Here is a 24,691-nt window from a genome sequence, read left to right on the forward strand (position 1 = left end):
AAAATGGGTTATCGGTCAGAAGTTGATTTGTTAGGGGAATTATTAGTACCAAGTGATGCTTACTACGGCATTCACACCCAGCGAGCAATCAATAACTTCACCATTTCAACCCAGAAGAACCGAGATAATCCACAATTTATTTATGGCTTAGCAGCAGTAAAAAAAGCAGCAGCAAAGGCAAATATGGATCTAGGAGCTATCAAACCTGAAGTAGGGAATGCCATTGTTGCGGCATGTGATCTGCTTCTAAAGGATGATACTTACTACCAACATTTCCCTATTGATGCATTCCAAGGTGGCGCAGGAACTTCACTTAACATGAATGTGAATGAAGTGATTGCCAATCTTGCGCTCGAAACGCTAGGACTTGAGAAAGGGCGTTATGATGTTATTAATCCTAATGACCATGTTAATGAATCTCAGTCGACAAATGATGCGTATCCAACAGGAATGCGAGTCGCTTTTTATAAAGTATCTGAGGCATTAATTGAAGCGGCAGATTATCTATACCAAGGGTTGAAGGAGAAGGAGAGAGAGTTTTCTGAAGTCTTAAAAATGGGGCGTACACAGTTACAAGATGCGGTACCTATGACTTTAGGAATGGAGTTTGGAGCATTTGCATATCAGATTAAGGCGGGTATCGATTATTTAAAACTTGCCCGACAAACATTGCTCTCGATTAACTTAGGGGGAACGGCTATCGGTACAGGGATCAATACTCCCGATGGTTATGCTCAACTTGCAGCTCAATATCTCTCGGAGATTACAGGGTTCTCCTTTAAACCGGCGGATGATCTTATCGCCGCAACATCAGATTTATCAGATTTTGTCTATTTCCATTCAGCATTAAAAGGCTTTGCTGTTAAGTTGTCTAAAATGGCAAATGATCTTCGTCTTCTCTCTTCAGGTCCTCGAGCAGGATTGAAAGAGATCAATCTCCCTGAATTACAGGCGGGAAGCTCGATTATGCCGGCAAAGATCAATCCTGTATTGCCAGAAGCTGTTAATAATGCCTGCTTTAAGGTGTTTGGAAATGATACAACGGTTTTAACTGCTGCTGAAGCAGGGCAATTGCAACTTAATGCGATGGAGCCTGTTATTGCACAATCGACTTTTGAGTCGATGATGTTGTTGATGAACTCTTGTCGTTCTTTACAAGATCGTTGTATTGAGGGGATTACTGCAAATGAGAGTTACTGCCTCAACTATATTTTGAACTCCATCGGTATTATCACCTATCTCAATCCAATTATTGGTCATGGTGAGGGGGATATTGTAGGGCGTATCTGTGCTAAAACAGGTAAGAGCGTTCGTGATGTTGTCTTAGAGCGTGGTTTAATGGGTGCTGAAGAATTTGATGAGATGTTCTCATTAGAGAATCTTCGGAAAACATTAGGATTGCACTAATCCACTTCTTATCTAGTTCGCACATCATATTCATGCAGAGCAATTGTTATGAAAAGAGATTATTGTGAAGAGTAATGTCAAATATTATTGAGATAAATAGAGAAATTGATTCGCCCTTGAAGAGAGAGGCGAATCTTTTTTTAAGAGAGTATCAAAAAGTCTACTCCCCCCATAGCACTAGAGTAAAACAGCAAGCTTTAACGCAATTAATTCTCTATCTGCAATCGCGAGATATTGAGACTTGGCAACAATGTGATGAGCGTCTTTTGCGTGAGTATCTTATTTTTAGAGCTAAAGGGGATCGTCGCCATGATCGTGAACGCTTAAGTGCTTCAAGTCTTGAAACGCATCTTGCCGCTTTAAGAATCTTCTTTACGGCTCTATTAGAACAAGAGATTATTCCTTATAATCCTGCACGTCTCATTTCCCCCCCTAAAAGAGGGGATCGTTTACCTAAGGTTGTTGAAGCAGAGTTACTAAAGCAGATTTTAGATCGCCCACCAGAGAATGCGCTCGAGAAGCGTGATCTTGCTATTTTAGAATTGCTCTATTCAAGTGGACTTCGTCTTGCAGAGATCGCTTCCCTTAATCTATCGCATCTTGATCTTAATGAGCAGCTAGTGCGCGTGATCGATGGGAAAGGGGGGAAGGATCGACTTGTTCCTGTAGGGCAGGTCGCACTGAGTGCAATTAAGGAGTGGCTTTCGATTCGTCAGGAGTTATCTGCTGCAACAGTGCTAGATCAAGATAGTGAGGCTCTCTTTATCTCTCAAAAAGGGGGAAGGCTCTCAGATCGGCAAATTAGCCGCCGTGTGAAGCGTTATGCAGAGCAGAGTGGGGTTAATATTAATCTTCATCCCCATCTATTGCGACATTCAATGGCGACCCATGTTTTAGAATCGAGTCAAGATATTCGCTTGGTGCAAGAGCTGCTAGGGCATGCTGATATCTCAACAACGCAGGTCTATACCCATCTTAATTTTAACCATTTGGCGAAGGTTTTTGATGCCGCTCATCCTCGAGCGAAGCGTAAAAAAGAGTCAGACAAATAAGGATTTGATAAACAAGGGCCTGATCAAAATAAGCTTGATAGCTTGATAGATTCGAGATTCATAGATCAGAGATTGGCGAAAGTAAAGAGAGGGCTACTTAATTTGAGTAGCCCTCTTATCAATTGGTTATCACTTAATTAAAGCTATAACCTTTAAGCTTTGTCTCTTCAATCCTAAAAGGAATTAGAGAGTTTCACCGCCTACTGGACGGTTACATGGGCAAAGCTCATCAGTTTGAAGCGCATCAAGGATACGTAAAACTTCAGGAACGTTACGACCAACGCTGTCTGGGTTTACAGATACGTGTTGGATAACATTGTGTGGGTCTACGATAAATGTTGCACGTAAGCAAACACCTGACTCTTCATCACGAACGCCAAGCATATCAACTAAATCACCTGCTGGGTCAGCAAATGAGTAGTGACCTAATTTATCTAAATCTGGATGCGCGCGTCTCCAAGCTAATTTACAGAATTCGTTATCTGTAGATCCGCCCATGAGTACTGCATCACGGTCTTCAAATTCTTTAGCGATTTTATCAAACTCAACGATCTCTGTTGGGCAGACAAAAGTAAAGTCTTTTGGATAGAAGTAGATAATTTTCCATTTGCCTGGGAATGATTTTTCTGTGATTGTTTCAAATGCAGAAACACCATTCTCTTCTGGATTGTTAAAACCAGGTTTTGCAGCAACAACTTCAAAAGCTTCTAAAGTATCACCCACAGTTTTTGGGATGCGGTAAGTAAAGTCTGTATCAAAAGTCATTGAAAACTCCTTTATATTGAAAGTGACTCGGAATTCGTTTTGTTCGAGAAGTAATCTCCTCGATCTCGTTACACTATTTATAATAGGGGCTTTGATTCGATAATTCAATGAAAAGGCTCATTGAATTATCGAAAGGCTCTTATAGATAATCTTAATCACGTGGCGAGGCTCTATTTACCTCGTTTTCGGTGATTTTTTCGATCGCTTTTTCTTCTACTTCAGCTGTTGTTTCGGCAGCTTTTTCTTCCGGATCTTCCATTCTTGAATCAGATGATTGGATCGCCATTTTCTCGTTTGATTCAACGGCTTTTTGATCCTCTGTCACAATAGACTTTTCAACCTGTGGTATTGCTGCTTTCTGTTCTGGTTGTTTGTCATTTTGCGCTACAGCCGTCTCAGCCTTAACTTCTTTCGATGTCGTCGCAGGAATAGAGTGAGACGAATCATGAGAATCATGATTGTCGGTGATCTCTCTATTCCCCTCTTTTGCTTGCTCTGTAGTGACAGCTGCTTTCTCCGGCGCTAGATTATGCTCCTCTTTTGGAAGATGCATTTCATCTTTAGCATCTGCTTGTGTTGCTGGCATCTTATCATCAGAGGCCGAGAGCTTAATATCTGCTTTCATTGTGTCAGCTTCACTTTTAGACGGCTCTTGAGCACCATTTTTTTGAGTAGCTTGCTCCTCTCTAGATGCTGTTTCTACTGCAATCTGTTGAGCTTTTTCATCTTTTGGTGCTGGTTGATCAGCTGTCGCTCTCTCTTTCTCTACAATGCTTTCAGCCACTCTTTTATCTGCTTGCTCTTTAGATGGTTTTTTACCCATCTCCTTTTCGCGAGCGATATGATCAGCATCAGTGTTTTTTGGCGCCTCAGCTTTTTTTGTAGCTTCTGATTTTGTCGTTAGGACCTCTTTTTCAGCAGGTTGATCGTGGGTTTGTGCTTTCTCCTCGACCTGTTTGAGTTGCTCTTGCTTCTCTTTAGCGATTCTAGGACGACCGGTTCTAATAACGCGTTGTTTAACTTCTTCACCAACTTTTACTTCGATGATCTCTTCTTCCTGAACTCTATTGTTTCTGTTGCCAGACTTTTTAGAATCAGATCGTTGATCTCGATCGCGACGATTGCGTTGACGAGGCGCTCTCTCTTCCGATTTCTCTTCAGAGCTATGCTCTTTGCTCTCCGTGACTTGCTCTTTTTTTGCTTCATCACCCCCCTCATCGCGACGTTTTTGGCGCTGATTTTGACGCTCATTTTGTCGTTCATTGCGCTCTTTATTGCGCTGAGAGTTCTCATTATCGCGAGCTTGATTGTTTCTATCGGTCGCTTGTTGAGTTTGGGCGGTTTGCTGATTTTTATCATTATCAGCTTCATTGTGTGCATTATTGCGCTCATTCCGCTCATTTCTCTGCTGTCTCTCTTGCCCATTTTGTGCTTCTTGTTGGGCTCGATTTTGCTGATTGCGACGTTGATTCTGGCTATTACGCTCTTGCTGCTGATTCTGTTGTTGATTCTGATTATTGCGACGATTATTCTCTTTCGGCTCATTTTGTTGAGTCGTTTGATTAAATTCCGCATTTATATCAACTTCGCGTTCAACAGTCTCGATCGTATTGCGACTAGGGTGATTATGGCGTTGATTACGTTGACGTTGTTGATTGTTGCGTCCACGATTGTTGCGCTGTTGGTTATCGCGATTACGATTATTATTGCGTTGTTCGCGAGGGTTTTTTACCTCTTTTTTCTTCTTTTCAGCTTTATCATCACTCTGGGTTGTCTTATTAAAGAGTGCTTTGACATAGTTAAAGATTGAGCTTAAAACTGCTTCAGTTTTTTGAACAAAGTTTTTCTCAGTTGCTTCGGGCGCCGCTTCCTCAACTTTTGGTGGAGGAGCCATAGGAGAGATTCCTGAAACAGCTGGCTTTTCCATCAATTTCTTATTGGCAATGACGGCCTGATTTCGAATATCATCGATTGTAAGTTCTTCTTTAATGATATGCGATTCACTATCTGCACCTGTCTCATCATCGTTGATGCGATAACGAGTCATCTTAAAGTGTGGGGTCTCAAGTTCTGTGTCAGGGATCACAATTACCCGAACTTTTAGGCGAGATTCAATATCTTCTACATCAGATCGCTTCTCATTTAAGAGGTAGACCGCGACATTTACGGGAACTTGAATCACGAGTTCAGAAGTGCGCTCTTTTAAACACTCTTCTTCAATGAGACGAAGAATGCCCAATGCTAAAGATTTGGTATCTCGAATGGTTCCTTGCCCTTCACAGCGAGGACAAACAATATGTGAAGTTTCATCAAGTGATGGGCGTAATCTTTGGCGAGACATCTCTAATAGCCCAAATCGTGAGATCTGTCCTACCTGAATTCTGGCTCTATCCGATGCGAGTGCGTCATGGAGTGCTGACTCAACTTTACGTTGATTTTTGCTATCGAGCATATCGATAAAATCGATAACGACTAGACCACCGAGATCACGAAGTTTTAATTGACGAGCGATCTCTTCCGCTGCTTCAAGGTTTGTGTTGAGAGCGGTATCTTCAATGTCGGCCCCCTTTGTTGAGCGGCCTGAGTTAATATCGATCGATACGAGTGCTTCTGTATGGTCAAATACGAGGGCGCCTCCTGATGGCAAGCGGACATTGCGCTCATAAGCCGTCTGAATCTGTGACTCCACCTGAAATCTTGTAAAGAGAGGAATCTGATCATCATAGAGTTTAATCTTATCGCCAATTTGCGGCATGATGGTATTGATAAAGACTTCGGCCTCTTTAAAGACCTCCTCATCGTCGATCAATATCTCGCCAATGTCACTACGATAATAGTCGCGAAGTGCGCGAATAATAATATTACTCTCTTGGAATATTAGAAGAGGGGCTGGATGTTTTGTTCCTGCTTCTTGAATCGCTTCCCACAGCATAATGAGATAATCGAGATCCCACTGTAGCTCTTCTGCGGTTCTTCCCATTCCTGCTGTGCGCACGATTAGCCCCATCTCTTCTGGAACAACTAAATCAGCCATCGCATCTCTAATCTCGGCACGGCTCTTTCCTGAAATGCGGCGTGAAACACCCCCTGCGCGAGGATTATTGGGCATTAATACAAGATAGCGCCCGGCAAGAGAGATATAAGTGGTGAGGGCCGCCCCTTTATTGCCGCGCTCTTCACGTTCAACTTGAATAATAAGCTCAAGACCCTCTTCGAGCTGATCTTTAACTGCCATCTGATGATCTTGAGGGTTTTTAAAGTACTCTTTAGAGATCTCTTTAAAGGGTAAAAAGCCATGGCGTTCAGAACCATAATCGACAAAGCAAGCCTCTAAAGAGGGCTCGATTCGGGTGATTTTACCTTTGTAAATATTGGCCTTTTTCTGTTTTGTGGCCACATTTTCAATATCTAAATCATATAGGTGTTGTCCATCAACGAGGGCAACTCGCATCTCTTCTTGTTGAGTTGCATTAATTAGCATCCGCTTCATTTTTTCTCCAGTAGAGAAATAGAGGTTGCTTACAAGCACTTCCGGCTCTTCTTATAGAAAAATAGAAGAGCACTCGATAAAAGCGCAGGAAAGAAAGATCTCTATTGCTCAAAAATTATTATTTATTATTCTTCAATGCAGATATAGCCCAAGAGACATTTTGTCAAATGGGCTAGATCAAGCTTACGTTTTAAATGAACTATTAAACTATCTGGGCGATCTAGTTACCCGCTGAGCGAGCACTTTGCGCTGCCGCGATAATTTGACGATTTCGTTTAATGAGATCTTCGTTCTTAGTAAAGCTAATAGATTTATTGGCCATCTGTTCGGCTGCTGCATAGTTTTTCTGATGAAGACGAATCTGTGCAAGATCGTACCAAATACTTGCATTTCTCGGCTCTAAGCGAACAGCTCTTTCAAGCGAACTAGCCGCTTTATCGAGACGATTCTCTTGAACTGCTTTGCGTGCATCATCGAGGAGAACTTTAACAGCATTACCGCCAGACGGTGCTGCTGGAGGCGTCGGCGCTACAGGTGTTGCAGGAGCTGGAGGCGTTGCCGCTGCTGTCTTAACACCACTGTTGGGTGCAGGAATAGCAGGGGCGGGAGCTGTAGTTGCCGGGAATGTCGCTTGTGGAGTTGCAGTACCAGCAGTGGTTGCAGGCCAGTTAGACGACGAAGGGGCAGGGAATACAGGTGCCTCCATTGGTGTTTGTTGTGGTTGTTGAGAACCTAAAAAACCAACCTCATTACTTTGAGGAGCTTGAACCGGTGAATCTTGTAGCGCGTATGCTTTTACCGCACCGCTATTGTCAGGGAAGCTAGGCTCATAAGGTTGTCCTTGGATAGGACGAACGCGAGCTCCCTCGGGCGCTGTGGCAGCACAGGCCGTTAAGACTAATAGACTTATTAAAAAAATGGCATTTCTTTTCACGAAAATATCCTTAAACAAATTCTGTTGCATCATGGAATAATCACTGATGAATAGTCGTTATAATTTACCACAGATTATCTCTGTAATACAGTGAGAGTTACATCCCGATATAGGGGGATGTTACTCAAATATAAACCCACCAGACTCCGGAGATTCTGGGATATAGAAGCATTCACTTGCATAGGTTGGCTGGTAGCCTGCTATGAAAGGAAGCGTTCTAATTTTAGTATCGGGGCAGGATGTTCTCGGAGGAAGCAGTCCTGTTGAGAGGTCGACTGCGACATCGACAATATTTGCCGGCTTATCGTGAGCGATGCTTTCGAGGTGAAGATTCTTCATAGCACCGGCCCAGAGAGGAAGGGCTCCGGCAGTTCCTGTTAGACGTCTGATAGGTTTATTATCATCACGTCCTACCCAGGAGACTGCTGTATAATTGCCGGTAAAGCCTGCAAACCAACTATCTCGATAATCATTCGTTGTTCCTGTTTTTGCCGCAACGCGAATATTTTTGCCGAGGCTATTTCGCAGTGATCCGGCAGTCCCTTGATTAACAACATCAATCATCGCATCTGTAATGAGATAGTTAGGGCCAGGTTCAATCGCTTGGATAGGATCAACCTCAATCTGTGCAAGAAGCTTACTCTCACTATCTGTTACCTCGCGAATAGAGCGAAGCGGTGTATAGTAACCATTATTGGCGATTGTAGAGTAGATCTGTGCGACTTCAATTGGAGGAAGATCGACCGATCCTAAGAGTGATGCCGGAACGGCAGGAATATTGTATTTGATTGGATTGACGCCAAGACGATAGAGGGTATCGACGACATTATCGATTCCAATATCCATTCCTACCCGAATCACTGGTAAGTTGTATGATTTTGCAAGTGCCGTAATTAATGGAACCCAGCCATGCAATCTACGGTCATAGTTATTAGGGCTCCAAGTTTTGCCACCAATAACAAGATTGATAGGTGATGCATCATCGAGTGGTGTTGCTAAAGAGTAACGACTTGGCTCTTCTAATGCTCTTAGGTAGACAAAAGGTTTTACTAAAGAGCCGATAGGGCGATTGGTATTGAGCGCACGGTTAAACCCTGCTTGTCTTACATTTCGATCCCCTACTATCGCGGCGATCTCGCCGGTATTATTCTTCGCAATAACAATGGAGCCTTGTAAGATATTAGGCGTAAGGCCTCGATCTTTTTCGATGCGCGTTAATGTATTCATCACAGACTGCTCAGCATAGTTTTGCACGATAGGGTCGAGCGTTGTGAAGATTCTTAAGCCACCTGAGTTGAGTTGATCAGCGCTATACTGCTCTTTGAGCTGTTTATAGACAAGCTCAATGAATGCCGGAAAGCGTGTCTTTGCCGGTGGGGGATTTTCTAAAATTTTGAGGGGTTCCGCCTTAACAATAATGGCATCCTCTTCGCTTAAGAGATTCTGTTCAACGAGGACATCAATAATTAAATTACGACGTTTGATCGCGATCTCAGGATTACGGCGTGGATTATAGCTACTCGGGCTAGGAATGACGGCGACTAGGGTTGCAATCTCACCAATTGAGAGTTCATTGACCGGTTTGCCGAAGAAGAATTCGCTCGCTAAACCAAAACCGTGGATTGCGCGGTCGCCATCTTGGGAGAGATAGATCTCATTGATATAAGCCTCCAAGATCTCATCTTTGTCGAAGCGCCAATCGAGGACGATCGCATAGAACATCTCTTGAATTTTACGTTCTAATGTCTTTTCGCTTGTTAAGAAGTAGTTTTTGATCAGCTGCTGGGTGAGTGTCGACCCTCCTTGGACATTTTTTCCTGCTTTAAAGTTGGTCACTAATGCTCGCATAATCCCTTTCGGGTTGATCCCGAAATGTTGGTAGTATGCACGATCTTCCATGGCAAGAAGAGTATCGATCAACATGGGGGGAATCTCTTCACGCTTTAGAAGGATTCGATCTTCATTGTGGGTAGGATAGATCGATGCAATTAAGAGGGGTTCAATTCGTGTCAAAGGGATCTCTTCCCCCGTGGTACGATTTTTAATGTTACTAATACGATTATTTTTAAAAGTGACCTCAATCTGCTGTGACTCTTCCGTACCATCGCTATAGGTGAAGGGGCGAGTATGAACGGAGATGCGATTGTTCTCTTGATCGAAGTAGAAGGTTCCTGGCTGACGAAGAGATTTTGAGGAGCGGTAGAGAATCCACTCTAGCTCTTGCTCCATCTCTTTAGGCTTAAGCTCTTTGCCGGCATAGAGTTCTAGGGGGCGTGCGTAGACTCGAGCAGGAAGGGCCCACTGGCGATTTTTGAATTCAGGGGTAATCTCGTGATCGGCTTTGATAATGAAATAGCCAAAGATTGGAAGTGCCACGAGTGCCACGATCACAATAATAGAGATGATGAGCCGCATAAGGTATGCCACAGCACGATTAGCACGTTCACCAGTAGTTAGATGGTTTTTTTTGTTTTTCATGAGATAACGGATACCAGCTCTGAAATAGGGAGTAGTCTAAAAAGTAGTGGGCTCAATAGATATCTTGATCTTCAGAGAGATGATCTTAACAATCTACTTTTTTGTTTACGATTTTGCATTATATAAGATCCGCCCTCTAATGAAAAATAATAGTTTATATCAACTTTCTTAGTAGCATTTTTAGTAATATCGGTATAATCTTAACGTGTTAAATAATGAGCCTATTAGTATTTAAATTCTATAGAGGTGAATAGAGATAATGGCTGAAGAAGGTAGTAGGAAAGGCGAATCTTGGTTGCAACGACTAGGGTTCGATAAACATAAAGATATTAGTATTGAAGGCTTGATTCGAGATTGTGAAGAGGCAAAGAATCAAGGATTAATTAGCGATGACTCATTAGAGATGATTCGCGCTATCATTGCCGGCTCGCAACAGATTGTGCGTGACATTATGGTGCCAAGAGCGAAGATGATCACGATCGCCATTGATGAATCGCCAGAGTCAATCTTAGAGCGTATTATTGCATCGGGTCACTCCCGTTTTCCCGTCTTATCAGATAACCATGAAGAGATCGCTGGGGTGCTTCTCTCAAAAGACCTGCTTCCCTATATTGGTGAGAAAGAGCTAGATATTAAACCCCTCATCCGTCCTGTAGAGTATGTTCCTGAAGGCAAGTTTGTGACCGCACTGATCAATGACTTTCGTATGAAGCGGATTCATATGGCACTCGTCGTTGATGAGTTTGGCTCAGTTTCTGGGTTGATTACCATTGAAGATCTTTTAGAACAGATTGTCGGTGATATTGATGATGAACATGATCGTCGAGAAGAGCCGGCAGAGCAGGTCAAGATATTGAGTGATAATCTCTACGTGATTGATGCTTTAATCCCTTTGGAGGAATTTAATCACTATTTCCAAAGAGAGATTGAAGAGGAGGATGTAGAGACATTGAGCGGACTGATCATGAAGACAGCAGGAAGTCTTCCGGCAGAGAATGATCAGGTGATCATCGATGATATGTGCTTTAAGATTCTACCTTTCTCCGGCAACTATATCAGTCAGGTTGAGCTCTCTTTTAAAGAGCGTGAGGCGCAATAACTTTCCCATTGATAAGATCTGTTGTTATATTTTTTGTTCAATTAATTAACAACAGCATAATTTTGTTTGACAGAAAGAGGCACTTTATCTAGAATAACAATTCTTAATTCCTCGATAGCTCAGTTGGTAGTAGCACTTGACTGTTAATCAAGGGGTCCCTGGTTCGAGCCCAGGTCGAGGAGCCAAATTAAGGAAAGCCCGGATCATATGATTCGGGCTTTTTTATATTTTTATACGCAAATTTTTTATATTCAAAAGTTTAGACTGTATAGAGCGGTATCGATATATTGGACAGAGAGAAAGTAGAGTATGGACCAAAATATGTTGATATCAACCTCAATTAAATAAGAGGCTAAGAGAGGATCGATGAGACGATTTTTTATAGTGATCCTAATGTTATCCTTTTGCGCGTTACAATGGGCTGCAGGAGATAACAATGATCGCCGAGAGATTAAGATCTTAAGACAGACGCCTTCAGAGATCGATCGTGCAATTAGTGATCATCTCTGTATGAGTTATGAGGTGATTCATCCCTATCATCGTTGTCTAGAACGTTACTATGATCAAGGTGATCTCGATCAGAAGGCATTACGAGAGTATGATTTTATTATCACTACGGAGCAGTTCTATAATGAATCATTGGCGAATGATTTTCAGTTAGTATTACCCCTCTATCATCAGGCCTTTACTGTGGTTTCGAGAGGCATTTCGCGTGATGAACTCTTCACTGAAGGTCAAAGTTTTGGTGTTCTAGATCAGCCGACGCAGACAAAAGTTTTAGCGGATGTGTTAAGGGCGATGAATATTAATCGCAAAAAAATACCGCTTCGGCACTTCTCTTCTCAAGAGTTGATCGATTACTTCTGTAGTTTTGAGATCAACGTTGCTTTTGTAACGGGCGCGCATCCGAGCCGTATTGTGCGACAGCTCAATACACTCTGTGGCGGTGAACCACTCTCAATCGTTTCGGCACTCCCGAAAAACTTTTTTCAAAAACATCGTTATTTCTATAAAACAGTTGTTCCGAAAGAGCTCTACTGGCGTATTCCTGAAGATATAGAGACGCTCAGTATCCGGCATCTCTTAGCTGTTAATAATCGATATGACAGTGATGAGTTAGAAGCTTTGATGAATAGCTTTATCGATGAGCTTGAATATAATCGCTCACTGCCTGTTACGGAGGCTTCGATTCTTCTGAACTATAATAATCTACAAACGCCGCTTCATGAAGTAGGGGATGATATTATCGAAGAGTTACAAGAGGAGCTTCAAGCGGAATTAGCTGCAGAAGCTCAATCTTAGGCGCTAATCTTGATCTATCCGATCTAGCGTTACTCTAGTACCTAATTATCGAAATTTAATGATCGATAAAGTGTAGAATTTGATCGAGTGCTTTTTGCGTATAGTGTGGGGTATTGACCTCAAATATGGCGAGATCTTCCTCGCTTCTTAACCAAGTCCTCTGTCTTTTCGCATATTGTCTCGTGGCAATAATCGCGCGCTCGACCGCTTCAGCTAAAGTCATCTCTCCTTCGAGATAATTCCATATTTGACGATAGCCGACAGCACGCATTGAAGGGTAATCGAGATTGAGTTCAGGATATCTCTCTCTGAGTGTTGCAACCTCTTCTATTAAACCAGCATCGATCATTTTATGGTAACGATTGGCGATCTGCTGATTTCTTCTCTTCTCATCATTATTAGCTAGAGCAATTTTAAGAAAAGGATACTGAATTCCCGGCTTTTTCGGAAGATTCCAGTAGTGAGTAAGTGGTTTCCCGGTCTCAAGATAGACACTTAACGCCCGAATTACCCGCTGTGTATCATTAGGATTTAAGCGTTGGAAGCTATCGGGATCAATCTCTTTGAGTTCTTGATGTAATTGCGCTGATCCCTCTATCTCCGCTCGCTCGGTTAACTGTGTTAAAAGCGCAGGAGAGACTTGTGGGATCGGGGAGATTCCCTCTAAAAGAGATTGAAAATAGAGAAAGGTCCCGCCGACGAGAAGTGGTGTTTTTCCGGCAGAGAAGCTCTCTTCTATCTCAGTAAGGGCGTCACGGCGAAATTCTGCTGTAGAGTAACGTTCTGTTGGCTCACAGATATCGATTAAGCTATGGGGGTAGTGCTTCAATGTTTTTCTATCTGGCTTTGCTGTCCCAATATTCATCTCTTTGTAGATCATGGCTGAATCTACAGAGATAATCCGCACCGGAATTTGATCAGCAATTCGCATTGCAAGCTCCGTTTTTCCCGTAGCGGTGGGGCCCATCAAACAAATTACTCTCTTATTCATGTAAAATCCTTTATGATAATAAGATTATTTTTTACAGGATAGTATAGCGCAATGAGTCAGTATTGGACGACCTTAGATGACCTTTATACAGAAAAGTTACTTGAGCCTGGAGCGGAGATTGAGCAGGTGGCTCGATCCTTTCAGATTAAGATTAGTCCGACAATGCAGCAACAGATCGTTAGCGCTAGTAAAGAGGATCGGGATGCTCTATTGCGACAATTTATTCCCTCTGTCGCAGAGAGTCATATTTTGCCAGAAGAGTTAGATGATCCCATTGGTGATCGCCGCTTTACACCTGTCGCCGGCGTGGTACATCGTTATCGAGATCGGGCGCTTCTAAAGATTACTCAGTTGTGTGAAGTCTACTGTCGTTTCTGTTTTCGTAAAGAGATGATCGGGCAAAAGGGGGAGAATCTAACTAAGTCAGAGCTTCAAGATGCGCTCGATTACTTTGCCCAGCATGAAGAGTTGTGGGAGGTGATTTTAACAGGGGGAGATCCATTAATCCTCTCTATTCGGCGATTAGAAGAGGTTTTATTGGCACTTGCAGCAATTCCACATCTGCGTAGTATTCGGATTCATTCGCGTATTCCTCTTATTTCTCCTGATAAGATCTCTGAGGAGTTGTTAACACTGTTTGATAAGGTCATGGCGCAAGGAAAGATGGTTACTGTGGTCCTTCATGCGAATCATGCAGCGGAGTTCTCTCTTGAGGGGCGAGTTGCATTACGAGCTCTACGAAGCAGGGGGGTGATGTTGCTCTCCCAATCTGTTCTATTAAAAGGGGTTAATGATCATCTTCCGGCATTGAAGGAGTTGATGTATACCTTTGTCGAGAATGGGGTTAAACCTTACTATCTCCATCAGATGGATCTAGCGCGCGGTACGAGCCATTTTGTCGTGAGTAATGAGCAGGGTATCGCATTGATCAACGCATTGCGGGAAGAGATCTCCGGAATCTGTATTCCACGCCTGATTATTGAGATACCAGAAGGCGAGGGAAAGCGTGTTTTAGCCTAGATCTCTCTTGATAGTATCTATCGGGGAGTATTTGTGGATAATCTCTAATAGCTAATCTCCACTAGCTAATCTCCACTAGCTAATCTCTAATGGCTAATCTCTAATGGCTAATCTCTAATATCTGCAGATAATTTCTTAGATCGTTAAGAGAATCTCATGTGCTGTTTGGGGGATGCGATTCCATGGAAGCAGTAAGTTGAGGCGCGAACCACCATATTGGCGCCACAACATCGTTGAGCGAATGCCGGCAAGTAGTAGAGCTCTGATCTCGTTGGCGATATGGGGTTGAGAGAGAATCGATTGTTCTCCTTTAACCATAATGCGTGGGGTGAGTTTGCTGAGTGTTTGAGAGTAGAGATCTGCAATTGCGGCAATAATATTCTCATGGGTAATCTCAAAGTGCTGTAATCTTGAGGCGATATTTTCAAGACCTGCCCCTAAAACATTGAGCATCTCCTGATTCTTTTTAAGAGAAGCCTCTAATGAGATAAGGGAGTAGAGGTAGATTTTTGCCGGTGCCGGCACATTTTTCAATCCTTGTGCAAAAGCAGATAATCCCGGCTTGATATTGCTCACACCATCATAGACATCATCAATATTCTCAGGTTTTAGGACGAAGATACTGTGGAGGAGCGGATTACGCTCCTCATTAGGGATAGAACCGACCGTTGCAATTCGATCAACTAACATCGCAGATTGGAGTACCGCTGATAGTGCAATGACTTGATTTCTATTCATTCCCTTCTATTTCATCCTTTCGATAGATTATTGAGTCTAACTCATTAAGACTGATTCATTAAGGCTAACTGATTAAGATCAATTTATATAAGTCACATTTTACAATGTGATTGGCCACTATTATTTCATCACTTTGAGAGTAGGTCTAATTTAGTTCCCATCAATTTTACCCACTAATTTTATCCAGTAATTTTATTTATTAATATTATTTAATATTATTCATCCATTTGATCTCTGTTGAGGAAATGGTGAAGAGCTATGACCGCTGTTGAAGTCTATTAACCTATAACTATTGTAACTATTGTAACTGTTGTAGCTGTTGTAAATCATAACAGAGCCGATACTTTTTCTGCAAAAACATTAAAAGAGGCTTGCGGAGATATTAATACATAAGCCTAATATCGCCATGTTGAAGATAAAAGAGACGATCGATTGTAATAGTACGGCGCGTCTCATCGGTGTTGAGGCGATCTCGACATCTGCTGTTTGTGAAGCAACGGCAATGGTAAAAGAGAAATACATAAAGTCGAGATAGCCAGGACGTGTAATTTTATCAGGAAAGAGGAGCCAAGGATTTTTCTCAATATCGGGGCTACTGTAGAAGAGATGGGCATAATGCATCGTATATCCGAGGGGAAGCAGTAGCCAAGAGGAGATGAGTGTTGATGCCGTTAAGACATATTGGAGAATTTTTTCATCTCCGGTTAACCCATCATGTCCGCCAAGACCAAAGAAGAGGACAAGGAGACTTGCGCAACAACCGGTAAGAAGAAAGAAGAGAACCATTCGCGCGCTTTCATCCTCATTACTTGTGAGCTTGCGAATATCCCGATTCTTATGCCGAATCACTTTTTGTGCTAAGAAGAGGATATAGACCCAAGAGAAGGCATTCCAGCTAATGATAAAGCTCATCCAGGGGGTATGTTTCGAGATTAAGAGGCAGAAGGTCGTAATAGCGACGATGAGAGAGACGATAAAGCGAGGGCGAGAAAGAATTGTATTGTGGATAAAGTGGATGGTGCGAAAATTTTTTCTTTCTGCATGAGGTTTTTGCATAATGCGCGTTCCCTTTGTGTGCTCAGATATCGAGATTTTAAATCTGGATCTTCTAAATTTATTTCAGTTTTCTTAAGGCTTTTTTAAGAGTTTCTCAGTGTTTCTAAGTATTTTTTGAGTATTTTTGAATATTTCTGAGTGTTCTTAAATATCTCTTAAATATCTCTAAAAGATCTCTAAAAGCATTAAATTTTTTGAATTATTTTTCAAAATTGATAGAAGAATTATATCGAATAAATATTAAGTTGCGTAAAGATATTTTTAAAGCGAGAGAAGAAAAGAGCGCTATTTGTCTAAGATAATTCTCAAAAAAGAAGTTTTATGGAATTGAGTACGATTAAATTCGCGATTAAATGTAGTTAATTTGTAGACAAATCATTTTAACTTCTTGTTCTTCGTTCTAATCTCCTCTATAAGTAGTTAAACGAAGTTAGATAACTTTTTATATAGAAAACAGTAAAGGAGAATGGAGTGCTAAGTCTTATTGGATTTGCCACAATTTTAACAATTGTTACCTTATTAATTCGGGGGAAAGTGATCCCGATAGTGGCCCTAACATTGATCCCGATCATCGGCGCGTTAGTAGCGGGTTTTGGAATGGAAGAGATCGGAGGATTCTTTAAATCGGGTTTAGGCTCGGTGATGAATGTTGTGGTGATGTTTATCTTCGCCATTATCTTTTTCGGGATTTTGCAAGATGCCGGTCTTTTTGATCCTTTAATCAATAAGATGATCCAATTGACTCGTGGGAATATTATTACGATCTGTATCGGCAGTGTGATTATTGCTGCAATTGCGCAGCTTGATGGTTCGGGAGCCTCTACTTTCTTAATTACAATCCCGGCACTATTGCCCCTCTATAAGCGGATGCGCATTAGCCCTTACCTTCTAGTTCTCTTGATAGGTGGAAGTGCTAGTATCATGAATATGATCCCATGGGGTGGGCCATTAGGAAGAACGGCGAGTGTAATCGATATGGATGTCACGGAATTGTGGCGTCCCTTGATTCCTGTGCAAGTTGTGGGAATGATTCTTATGGTAGGCTTAGCAACCGTTTTGGGAATGCGTGAGAAGCGTCGTATTGCGGCATTGCCGGCATCATCTGAGGTAGAGGGAAGTGATGAAGATTTAGCGCCGATGACATCTGATCTTAAGCCGGGACTTTATCTCTTTAATCTCCTTTTAACGATTGGCATCATCGCTATCTTAGTGACGGGAATTATTCCGGCAGGATTTGCCTTTATGATCGGGGTTGCGATCGCTTTACCGGTGAATTTCAGAACAATTCAGCTACAGAATGAGTGTATTAAACGTCATGCGCCTAATGCTTTATCGATGGCGTCAATTATTCTTGCTGCCGGCGTCTTCTTGGGCGTTTTAAATGGTACAGGAATGTTAACCTCTATTGCGCAAGATCTTATCAATATTATGCCGGAATTTATGGGGCGTTATATCCATCTAATTATTGGCTTTTTAGGATTACCTTTCGATCTTCTTTTAAGTACAGATGCTTACTACTTTGCATTACTGCCCGTTGTTGACCAAATAGCGACAACTTATGGAATAGCATCAACTTCAACAGCTTATGCGATGATTGTTGGTAATATTGTAGGAACATTTGTTAGCCCCTTCTCTCCTGCACTATGGCTCGCGCTTGGTTTGGCGAATATCGAGATGGGACGCTATATCCGCTACTCCTTCTTCTGGATGTGGGCGATTGGTATCTTATTGCTGATTGCAGCCATTATTATGGGTGTTATTGCGGTATAAGTAGAGTCGCAATAGGCTAAACGAAAATAGATAATCCCTAATAGACGCAAAATCGATGGAGCTTGCGACTATTAGGGATTTTTAATAGCTAGGAGTCATCAATCGAGAATAACCTGACTCGTGATTGTGATCTCGCTTTTATTACTATGTTGTGAACGATTTTATAGAACAACTTTATAGAGCAACTTTATGGACTAACTTTATGGACATAATGGCTTATGGTTCATTGCTCAACTGTAGGTAGTCAATAACATTGTTATTCTCATAGTTGTTGAGGATATAGAAGTAGTTTTGGTACTCAAAAAGGGTATCGTTAGATCTATTTCGATCCCCTTCCACAACTCCTTCAAGGAAGAAGACCTCTTTACGATCATTGACGACCCAAACTAATGTCTCTTTGATGTTTTGATATTGGAAATCTTTGTAGTAATCCGCAGTGTAATTATCAAAATTATCTAAAATAGCCCGAAGACGTGCTTCCTCATTTCGAGCAGCTTCATAACGTTGATATTCGTTACGGGGTAAAATATCGGAGAGGTCAGGGCGATCAGCAAGAAGATTTTTTCGCTCTTGCTTCAATTGAGCGATCCCTTCTGTTAGGAGGTTGGATACCAACTCATAGCGAGCGACTAAAAGATCTTTGATCTGTGATTGCAATTCAGCCTCAATCTTGGGGAGATTTGCTTTGATAGTATCAAAATCTGCTTCTTGGAGATAAATGTCAGAGAGCGGTGCACCATGAAACCTTGTATCATTCGTTAAATAGAGCGGTAATATCAGATTATTTAAAAGTGATGGTGGAAGATCGCTGCGAATCAGATTATGGCGAAAATTTTCAACTCTTGAGCTACGGATACTCTTCCACATCGAAAGATTGTTTTGGTAATCGAGAGGATATTGGAAATCGTTAGGATTGGGCGGTGGCGTATCATCTCTAAATTGTTGGAACTTTTCGATGAGAGATTCTAGCATCGAGATATGATATTCGATTCCTGATAAGCCATCGATAGCATAGCTATTGAAGCCTAAATCCGTTGGCGATACGAGAGGATTTTCATTAAGAGCCTTCAGTTGCTCTTCTGCAGTGGCGATTATATTATCGATCTGTTCAATCTTATTATCAAAGCGTTGCTCTGCACTACTTTGAAGATTATTCGCTGTTGTTTCTGCTGCCGTTAACTCACCTTGAAGCATGCGTTTAAGGGAGGAGAGTAGAGCATCTCTACGTGCTTTAAACTCTTTAGACGAATCGACAAATTGACACTCATAGACGACGAGATCTCGACCAAGGTTATCTGTCGCGCTACTCCAATCAGTTTTTTTACAGATTTTGCGATTATCAAGAATTTTACCAACTTGGATTGTTCTTTCATCATCCATGAAGGAGTTTTTTACTGTCTCAATTCTAGCGCTATCTTCACCGCAACCCGCGATAATGAGCGGAAGTGCAAGTAACCATACTTTTTTCATAAATAGTTCTCTATTCAATAATTAATATCGGATTTGTGGGGATTTGATCCTGTTTATTAGAAGACTCAATGATTCAATATATAAATAAACAGAAATAAACCGAGTCTTTAAAAGGTGATGAACTCACTCCCTTTTTCTGTTTTGATCTCGAGAGTGTTGGGATCAGGACAGTTTTTAAAGAGAAGATAGCTCGCTTCTCCTGCTTTGATCGTTAGTGGAAAGGCAGATTTTGTGCCGTAAAGATCTTTAAGCGCTTGGGGAAGATGTTCATGACCTGTTATCGCACCTTGATTGGCTCTAAAGAGGGGACAATTTCCCTGATTGAGAGAGATATCTTGAATTGTTACTGTGCTATGAGGCGCTGTGAGAAGAATCATCGTTATTGAGCTATTAGGTGTCTCTCTGCTAACACGGTACTCTGCTGCGAGCAGTGTGGAACTAGGCGCTGATAATGCCGAGGAGTCTAAGTGGTTAGTCGCTATTTTCTGCTCCTTCGCGGTAGGGTTGACTGTATCGATAGCGGTTTCGATATCCTGACTATTCTGATCTCGCATTGCCCGGCAATCAGCAAGATCTTTGCTAATCTCTCTATTTTGTGGGTTAAATACCCCTAAGTATTCTCCATTCCAAAAGAGCTCAAAGAAGCTCGCTTGAGAGAGCGCCTGTGTAAGTTGATTCCATTCCCGAGCGCCTTTATCACTAAAGGTCTCTTCCGGAACGGAGTAGGATCGCCCATCAATGGCAAGTTCAATCGGTGCTAGTACGCCATCATCATCGTAGGCAGGGACTTGATTCCCTTGAAAGTAGATAGTAACGCCATGATCATAATCCGCGCCGGCCCCTACATTACAACTAATAAATAGCTCGGCACCGTCATTATTTTCTAAACTATATTCAAGATAACCTTGCCCAAAACCACTGTTCCAGGTGAAAGGTGTAGCATAAGCAGCTGTAGCAATAGAACCTACTGCACAGAGCATCATCGCGGCTTTTCTCATAAGCTCTCCTAAAGTATCGCTTCAATCAATATTTTTAAATTATTTTCACATTATAAACCGGCGATATTTTAAGTGTTTCTAAATTATCTTACTTTTTGACTTATCGATCGATATAGTCATTATTTTTTAAAATGTTTTATGTGAAACATTTTGTTTTTAATCGATATGATGAGGAGATAGAAGTTCTTCATTTATTTTTTAGGTTCTATCTTTTTGGTTTTTATTATATTTTTGATGAAGAAGAGCTGTGTAAAAATTCAACTATCCGGAAATTCCGGATAGTTCGAAAATAGTGTAGTAGAAAGGCTTTCAGATAAAATTGATCATTATAATTCAGATGTGATTTTTATCGTTGGTTATCGCGCTCGTTCAACAAGAGAGGCCTAATTTCGGAAATGAGCAACGCGTATATTAGGTGAATATTTAACGAAAGGTTTTGTCCTTGATGATGAGCAGCTTAAAAACATACCGGCGGCAAACTTATTTTTTCCAGATTATTTTGATGAATTACTCGAGCTATACGGGATGTTTATCTAAGAGTGAGAGAGATTTTTGCTATGGTAGCGGATTATGATCCGACTTTGAGGGAAACAACATAATTTTTCCAAGTGATTCAAAAAAATCGTAATTATGTGGTTTGATTTTGCAGAGAATCAAGCAAAGCATCGTAAACAAGTTTTCTTGAAAGATTGGACGGAAAAACCAGATCAGTTTTTAGAATTTAATAAGAGAGCAGTCTTGGATGGAGCGGGAACGATCACTAAAAAAACTAGCTGATCAAAAGCTGGCACAGAGTATGATTTTTTTGTAAAAAGATGCAGAGAAAATAGAGAAAAAGAGGGAGAACGGCAATATTTTCGTACACTTGAAACATTAGTAGGAGATAAAAAATAAGGAGTGGGAATCTTCAAAACTCCAAGAGAAGCTCAGAGGTAAGACTCTGGTTAGAAGTTAATGCTTTAGTTTCTTGCATAATGAGGGAAATGCTCGACTCATGCGATACTATCTAAATTTAATATTAGTTGGAGCAAATCAAATTCCAGACAGAAAAAAGCCCGCTAAATAGCGGGCTTTAAGACTTTGTGATGGTGTCTAGGGTCGGAATCTTAAAAGTATATATAGCTATATATGTAGCTTTATCAATCACGTTGTTGAAATTAGGGATAGATAAAAAATATATATTGCATTTTTTATTTGGAGCAATAATTGACTCATTTTAGGATGTGGTTCTATTAGTAGTAAGGTATTTGCTACTAATAAATTTTTTGAACTCATAATTATTACATAACTCAAGTTCTATAACATTTTTATAATGATTCAGTCCTGTTATACGAGACTTATCAGCTGTTATCTGACTTAGAGTCTGTATAATATCCTCGAATGTAAGAGGATATTTCAAAAAGTTTTTTATAGTAGTTTCAAATTCGGAAATAATACCGGAAGCTTTGTGAGAGAATCTCTCTAGTAAATTTAAAGTTGTATAATGATTTTCAATTTTCTGAAATAATTCAGGGCATATGTTATTTCGATTTTCAAGGAAAAAAGATACAGAAAAAGAATCATCTTCTTTGGTTATTTTGACAAAGAGGTACTGAGTCTCAGGTAGTATATCTAAATATAAATTTAATACATGTAGTTCTGAGTTTTGATTTAGCCAAGCATTCCCTTTCTTTGTATTGCAAATAGAACATGCTGGGAATAGGTTTTTAGGATGTGCTGAAAACTGGGGGAAAATTGACTGTGGAGCGATATGATCAAATGAGCTGATGCTATCGATAGTGCAGTACTGACAAGTATCTAATTGTCTGTTACCATCTAAAGTTAAAATATTTTTTCTTAATTGTTTAAAATGAGTAGAAGAATAACTATATAGCTCTTTAATATCTTTTTCTTCTTTGGAGTTATAGGTATGTCTTGGGGTAAGATCTTCTAGGTTGTTACGCTCAAAACAATTTTCATATTCTTCAAAGTTCTTTTTTATACGAGAGGAAAGAGTTGTTATTCTTTCTTTGTAAGGAGGAGAGATATCATTTTTTCTTGTTCTTTTAGACTGGATAACTTTATCTAAGAAATCAGAACTAGACTCAGAGTAATGTTTTAAGTTCCTCATTTTGTCATTCCCCTTTTTTTAATAGGCTTTTTAATAAAATAGATACATTTAAGCTTAAAGGAGTGTCTTTGTTGCTTGTTAAAGTATCAACGATCTTCTCATAGCTATATCGCTCTTGTATTAAATTTTGAATTTCTTCTTTAAAGTAACTTGGTATATCTCTTGTTCCAAATATTTCTTCAGTAAGCACAGTAAGATTTTCCCCAAATGTTTCAATGGTAGGATGAGATAAACTCATTACTCCATCTTCATTCCTTAAAATATAAACCTTTTTAGATAATAAGCCTTGTATAACAATTGGAGAGTGTGTTGCAATGATACAGAATGATCTAAATTTTTTTGCAAGCATATGTATACTATTAATTAATTGAGATATTCCATTAGGATGTAAATGAGTTTCTGGTTCATCGAATATTATTAGTGAGTTAAGTCTAATATTCGCAAGAATCTCTGTCATGATATAAATGAAAATTTTTTGCCCTGAGCTAAATTGCTCGATAGATTGTTCAACTGCATCCATTTTCAAAGTATAACCTATTGAGTTAGGAGCTTCCTCTAGCCATTTTTCAGTCTCTTGAGTTAAGAAAAAATTTTCACAAATAACTTTCCATTCACCTAATCGGTTTCGTCCTTCAATTTCTGTAATAGATGATTTGAACCTATTATTTAGTTCAGTCTCAGAAAGAGAAGTGATTTCATTCTTTTCATTTTTTTGGCGTAGGCCACAATAAAGATAGTTGAAATGAGCTTCAGGATCAGGGATTTCAAATTTATCGAAAGCGCTATAAGAAACAGCTATTATCTTACTAAAGAGGGGTAGCTTAGGAGAAAAAAGCATGGCTTTTTGCTTAGCTATGTCTATCGGTAGCTTTGATATTAAACGAGTTTTTCCGACACCATTTTTTCCTATAATCGCATACACCCTTTCTAGAGGGATATTTTCTGAGAATGAAAAGTTTGCTAAAACTTCATTTTCTCCAGATTGATAAGTGTAATTAAATTTATATAGATTATCTAAGTCATAATTATCAATTAAGAATTTTGCTTGGCGAAGTAATTGTTCTTGTTTATCATAGCGAATAAGGCTGCTTTGGAATGAAGGAAGGGTATCAAATTTTTCTTCTAGAATAGGGAAAAAGGCAACGTCATTTAATGCCTTTAAAATTGATAAATAACCATTTTTAAAGATAGCCCGTATTTCTCTATAGAAACTTATGTCCTCTGCTAAAGAACAGAATTCATCAGGAAGTTGTGAGAAAGCTTTTTTTAAGATTTCTATGGAACTTTTCTCGTAGGTGTTAATTATTTTTAGTTCGCCAATACGTTGCTCTATATCGTTGTTGTAAAAATATAAGGTAAACCCATTTTTTAAACCATAATCATTCCAATTTGTAGTAGGCGTTAGAATAAAATACTCTGACTCTTTTGGCATAGATAAATTAGATGCATTAGAAATGTAGAATGTGATTTTATTGTTTGGGATATTTTTTAGGGCATCATGTTCATCTAATTTTGCTATTTTATAAATAGGTAGATTTGAGTCATCATATGACTGTATTTTATACTCAAGTTTATCGAGCTTTAATATTGGATTTATTGAGTGGTAAAAGAACTTTATGTCATTTTCATTTGAGTTTACTTTTGGTGAGATTATCAGATTTAGTAGTTTTGTGAAAATATCATCAGAATCGAGAAATTTAAAAGGAGGGTGTTCTAGGAATATATACTTTAAAGACCAGTCAGGGTTATTAATATAATGTTGCTGTAGGTCTTTAAATGCATCGTTATACTCAGGTCGGGGATCTGTAGTTGGTAATAATCTGAGATCAAGAATTTCATCAAAAAAGTCAATAGCCTCGATATTTTTAAATAAACGATTTTCTTCAGATATTAGAATTTTAATAATATCTAGTTTTGCTTTTTTAGGGTATTTAAATTGAGTAGTATTCACTAGTATTTTCCCAGTAATCATGAATTTTGATTATTGATTACTATAACAATTATATATTGA

The 24,691-nt window shown here is 40.1% G+C and carries 17 protein-coding genes, 1 tRNA gene and 1 pseudogene; 8 read left to right on the plus strand and 11 right to left on the minus strand.

The features are described 5' to 3' along the window. Positions 1–3 precede the first annotated feature (3 nt). On the plus strand, positions 4–1,407 hold the full coding sequence (locus DC082_RS07635; RefSeq protein WP_109236480.1) for an aspartate ammonia-lyase: 1,404 nt from the start codon (positions 4–6) through the stop codon (positions 1,405–1,407). A gap of 74 nt (positions 1,408–1,481) precedes the next feature. After that, positions 1,482–2,459 (plus strand): tyrosine recombinase XerC, encoded by a 978-nt coding sequence (locus DC082_RS07640; protein WP_109236481.1) that lies wholly within the window; start codon positions 1,482–1,484, stop codon positions 2,457–2,459. A gap of 183 nt (positions 2,460–2,642) precedes the next feature. Here the strand turns inward: DC082_RS07640 and DC082_RS07645 are convergent, their stop codons facing one another. The 4 genes from DC082_RS07645 to mrcB all read right to left on the minus strand — a co-directional run bounded on the left by DC082_RS07645 (position 2,643) and on the right by mrcB (position 10,126). Beyond that, a complete protein-coding gene (locus tag DC082_RS07645; protein WP_094567625.1) occupies positions 2,643–3,224 on the minus strand; it encodes a peroxiredoxin in 582 nt (193 codons plus the stop codon). 151 nt (positions 3,225–3,375) lie between these two features. Beyond that, entirely contained in the window at positions 3,376–6,714 is a 3,339-nt protein-coding gene (locus tag DC082_RS07650) for an Rne/Rng family ribonuclease (RefSeq protein ID WP_109236683.1), read from the minus strand. Positions 6,715–6,934: 220 nt separating this feature from the next. Continuing rightward, positions 6,935–7,648: a tetratricopeptide repeat protein gene (locus DC082_RS07655; protein ID WP_157957422.1), complete on the minus strand. Its 714-nt coding sequence runs from the start codon at positions 7,646–7,648 to the stop codon at positions 6,935–6,937. A gap of 120 nt (positions 7,649–7,768) precedes the next feature. Next, complete coding sequence (gene mrcB / locus DC082_RS07660; protein WP_229821676.1) at positions 7,769–10,126, minus strand: penicillin-binding protein 1B; 2,358 nt, start codon at positions 10,124–10,126, stop codon at positions 7,769–7,771. Positions 10,127–10,385: 259 nt separating this feature from the next. Here mrcB and DC082_RS07665 point away from each other — a divergent pair, with 259 nt between their 5' ends. The 3 genes from DC082_RS07665 (at position 10,386) to DC082_RS07675 (ending at position 12,527) form a co-directional block, all read left to right on the plus strand. After that, entirely contained in the window at positions 10,386–11,225 is an 840-nt protein-coding gene (locus tag DC082_RS07665; protein ID WP_109236483.1) for a transporter associated domain-containing protein, read from the plus strand. Positions 11,226–11,333: 108 nt separating this feature from the next. Beyond that, positions 11,334–11,410, plus strand: a tRNA-Asn gene (locus DC082_RS07670). A gap of 181 nt (positions 11,411–11,591) precedes the next feature. Continuing rightward, positions 11,592–12,527, plus strand: a complete 936-nt coding sequence (locus DC082_RS07675) for a TAXI family TRAP transporter solute-binding subunit (RefSeq protein WP_109236484.1) — start codon at positions 11,592–11,594, stop codon at positions 12,525–12,527. Positions 12,528–12,582: 55 nt separating this feature from the next. On the opposite strand, the gene miaA is transcribed toward DC082_RS07675, so the two are convergent. Next, positions 12,583–13,518, minus strand: a complete 936-nt coding sequence (gene miaA / locus DC082_RS07680; RefSeq protein WP_109236485.1) for a tRNA (adenosine(37)-N6)-dimethylallyltransferase MiaA — start codon at positions 13,516–13,518, stop codon at positions 12,583–12,585. A gap of 51 nt (positions 13,519–13,569) precedes the next feature. Between miaA and DC082_RS07685 the strand changes: the two genes are divergently transcribed. Continuing rightward, a complete protein-coding gene (locus tag DC082_RS07685) occupies positions 13,570–14,538 on the plus strand; it encodes a KamA family radical SAM protein (protein ID WP_109236486.1) in 969 nt (322 codons plus the stop codon). 135 nt (positions 14,539–14,673) lie between these two features. On the opposite strand, the gene hflD is transcribed toward DC082_RS07685, so the two are convergent. Both hflD and DC082_RS07695 read right to left on the minus strand, forming a co-directional pair. Further along, positions 14,674–15,276: a high frequency lysogenization protein HflD gene (hflD, locus tag DC082_RS07690; RefSeq protein ID WP_109236487.1), complete on the minus strand. Its 603-nt coding sequence runs from the start codon at positions 15,274–15,276 to the stop codon at positions 14,674–14,676. A gap of 360 nt (positions 15,277–15,636) precedes the next feature. Next, the gene (locus DC082_RS07695; RefSeq protein WP_109236488.1) at positions 15,637–16,332 is read right to left on the minus strand and encodes a DUF1345 domain-containing protein; all 696 of its coding nucleotides are present in this window, start codon (positions 16,330–16,332) and stop codon (positions 15,637–15,639) included. Between the two features lie 471 nt (positions 16,333–16,803). Between DC082_RS07695 and DC082_RS07700 the strand changes: the two genes are divergently transcribed. Beyond that, the gene (locus DC082_RS07700; protein WP_109201611.1) at positions 16,804–18,102 is read left to right on the plus strand and encodes a CitMHS family transporter; all 1,299 of its coding nucleotides are present in this window, start codon (positions 16,804–16,806) and stop codon (positions 18,100–18,102) included. 216 nt (positions 18,103–18,318) lie between these two features. On the opposite strand, the gene DC082_RS07705 is transcribed toward DC082_RS07700, so the two are convergent. Both DC082_RS07705 and DC082_RS07710 read right to left on the minus strand, forming a co-directional pair. Then, complete coding sequence (locus tag DC082_RS07705) at positions 18,319–19,572, minus strand: hypothetical protein (protein WP_109236489.1); 1,254 nt, start codon at positions 19,570–19,572, stop codon at positions 18,319–18,321. A 107-nt stretch (positions 19,573–19,679) separates the two neighbouring features. After that, entirely contained in the window at positions 19,680–20,570 is an 891-nt protein-coding gene (locus tag DC082_RS07710; protein WP_109236490.1) for a hypothetical protein, read from the minus strand. 318 nt (positions 20,571–20,888) lie between these two features. Here DC082_RS07710 and rhuM point away from each other — a divergent pair. Continuing rightward, positions 20,889–21,464: pseudogene (rhuM, locus tag DC082_RS11105) on the plus strand (RhuM family protein); the annotation flags it as partial. Between the two features lie 322 nt (positions 21,465–21,786). Here rhuM and DC082_RS07725 read toward each other — a convergent pair. Next, positions 21,787–22,680: an HNH endonuclease gene (locus DC082_RS07725; protein ID WP_109236492.1), complete on the minus strand. Its 894-nt coding sequence runs from the start codon at positions 22,678–22,680 to the stop codon at positions 21,787–21,789. A 4-nt stretch (positions 22,681–22,684) separates the two neighbouring features. Beyond that, positions 22,685–24,631: an AbiJ-related protein gene (locus DC082_RS07730; RefSeq protein WP_229821678.1), complete on the minus strand. Its 1,947-nt coding sequence runs from the start codon at positions 24,629–24,631 to the stop codon at positions 22,685–22,687. Positions 24,632–24,691: the final 60 nt, after the last annotated feature.

Source organism: Ignatzschineria indica (genome assembly GCF_003121925.1).
Classification (GTDB): Bacteria; Pseudomonadota; Gammaproteobacteria; order Cardiobacteriales; family Wohlfahrtiimonadaceae; genus Ignatzschineria; species Ignatzschineria indica.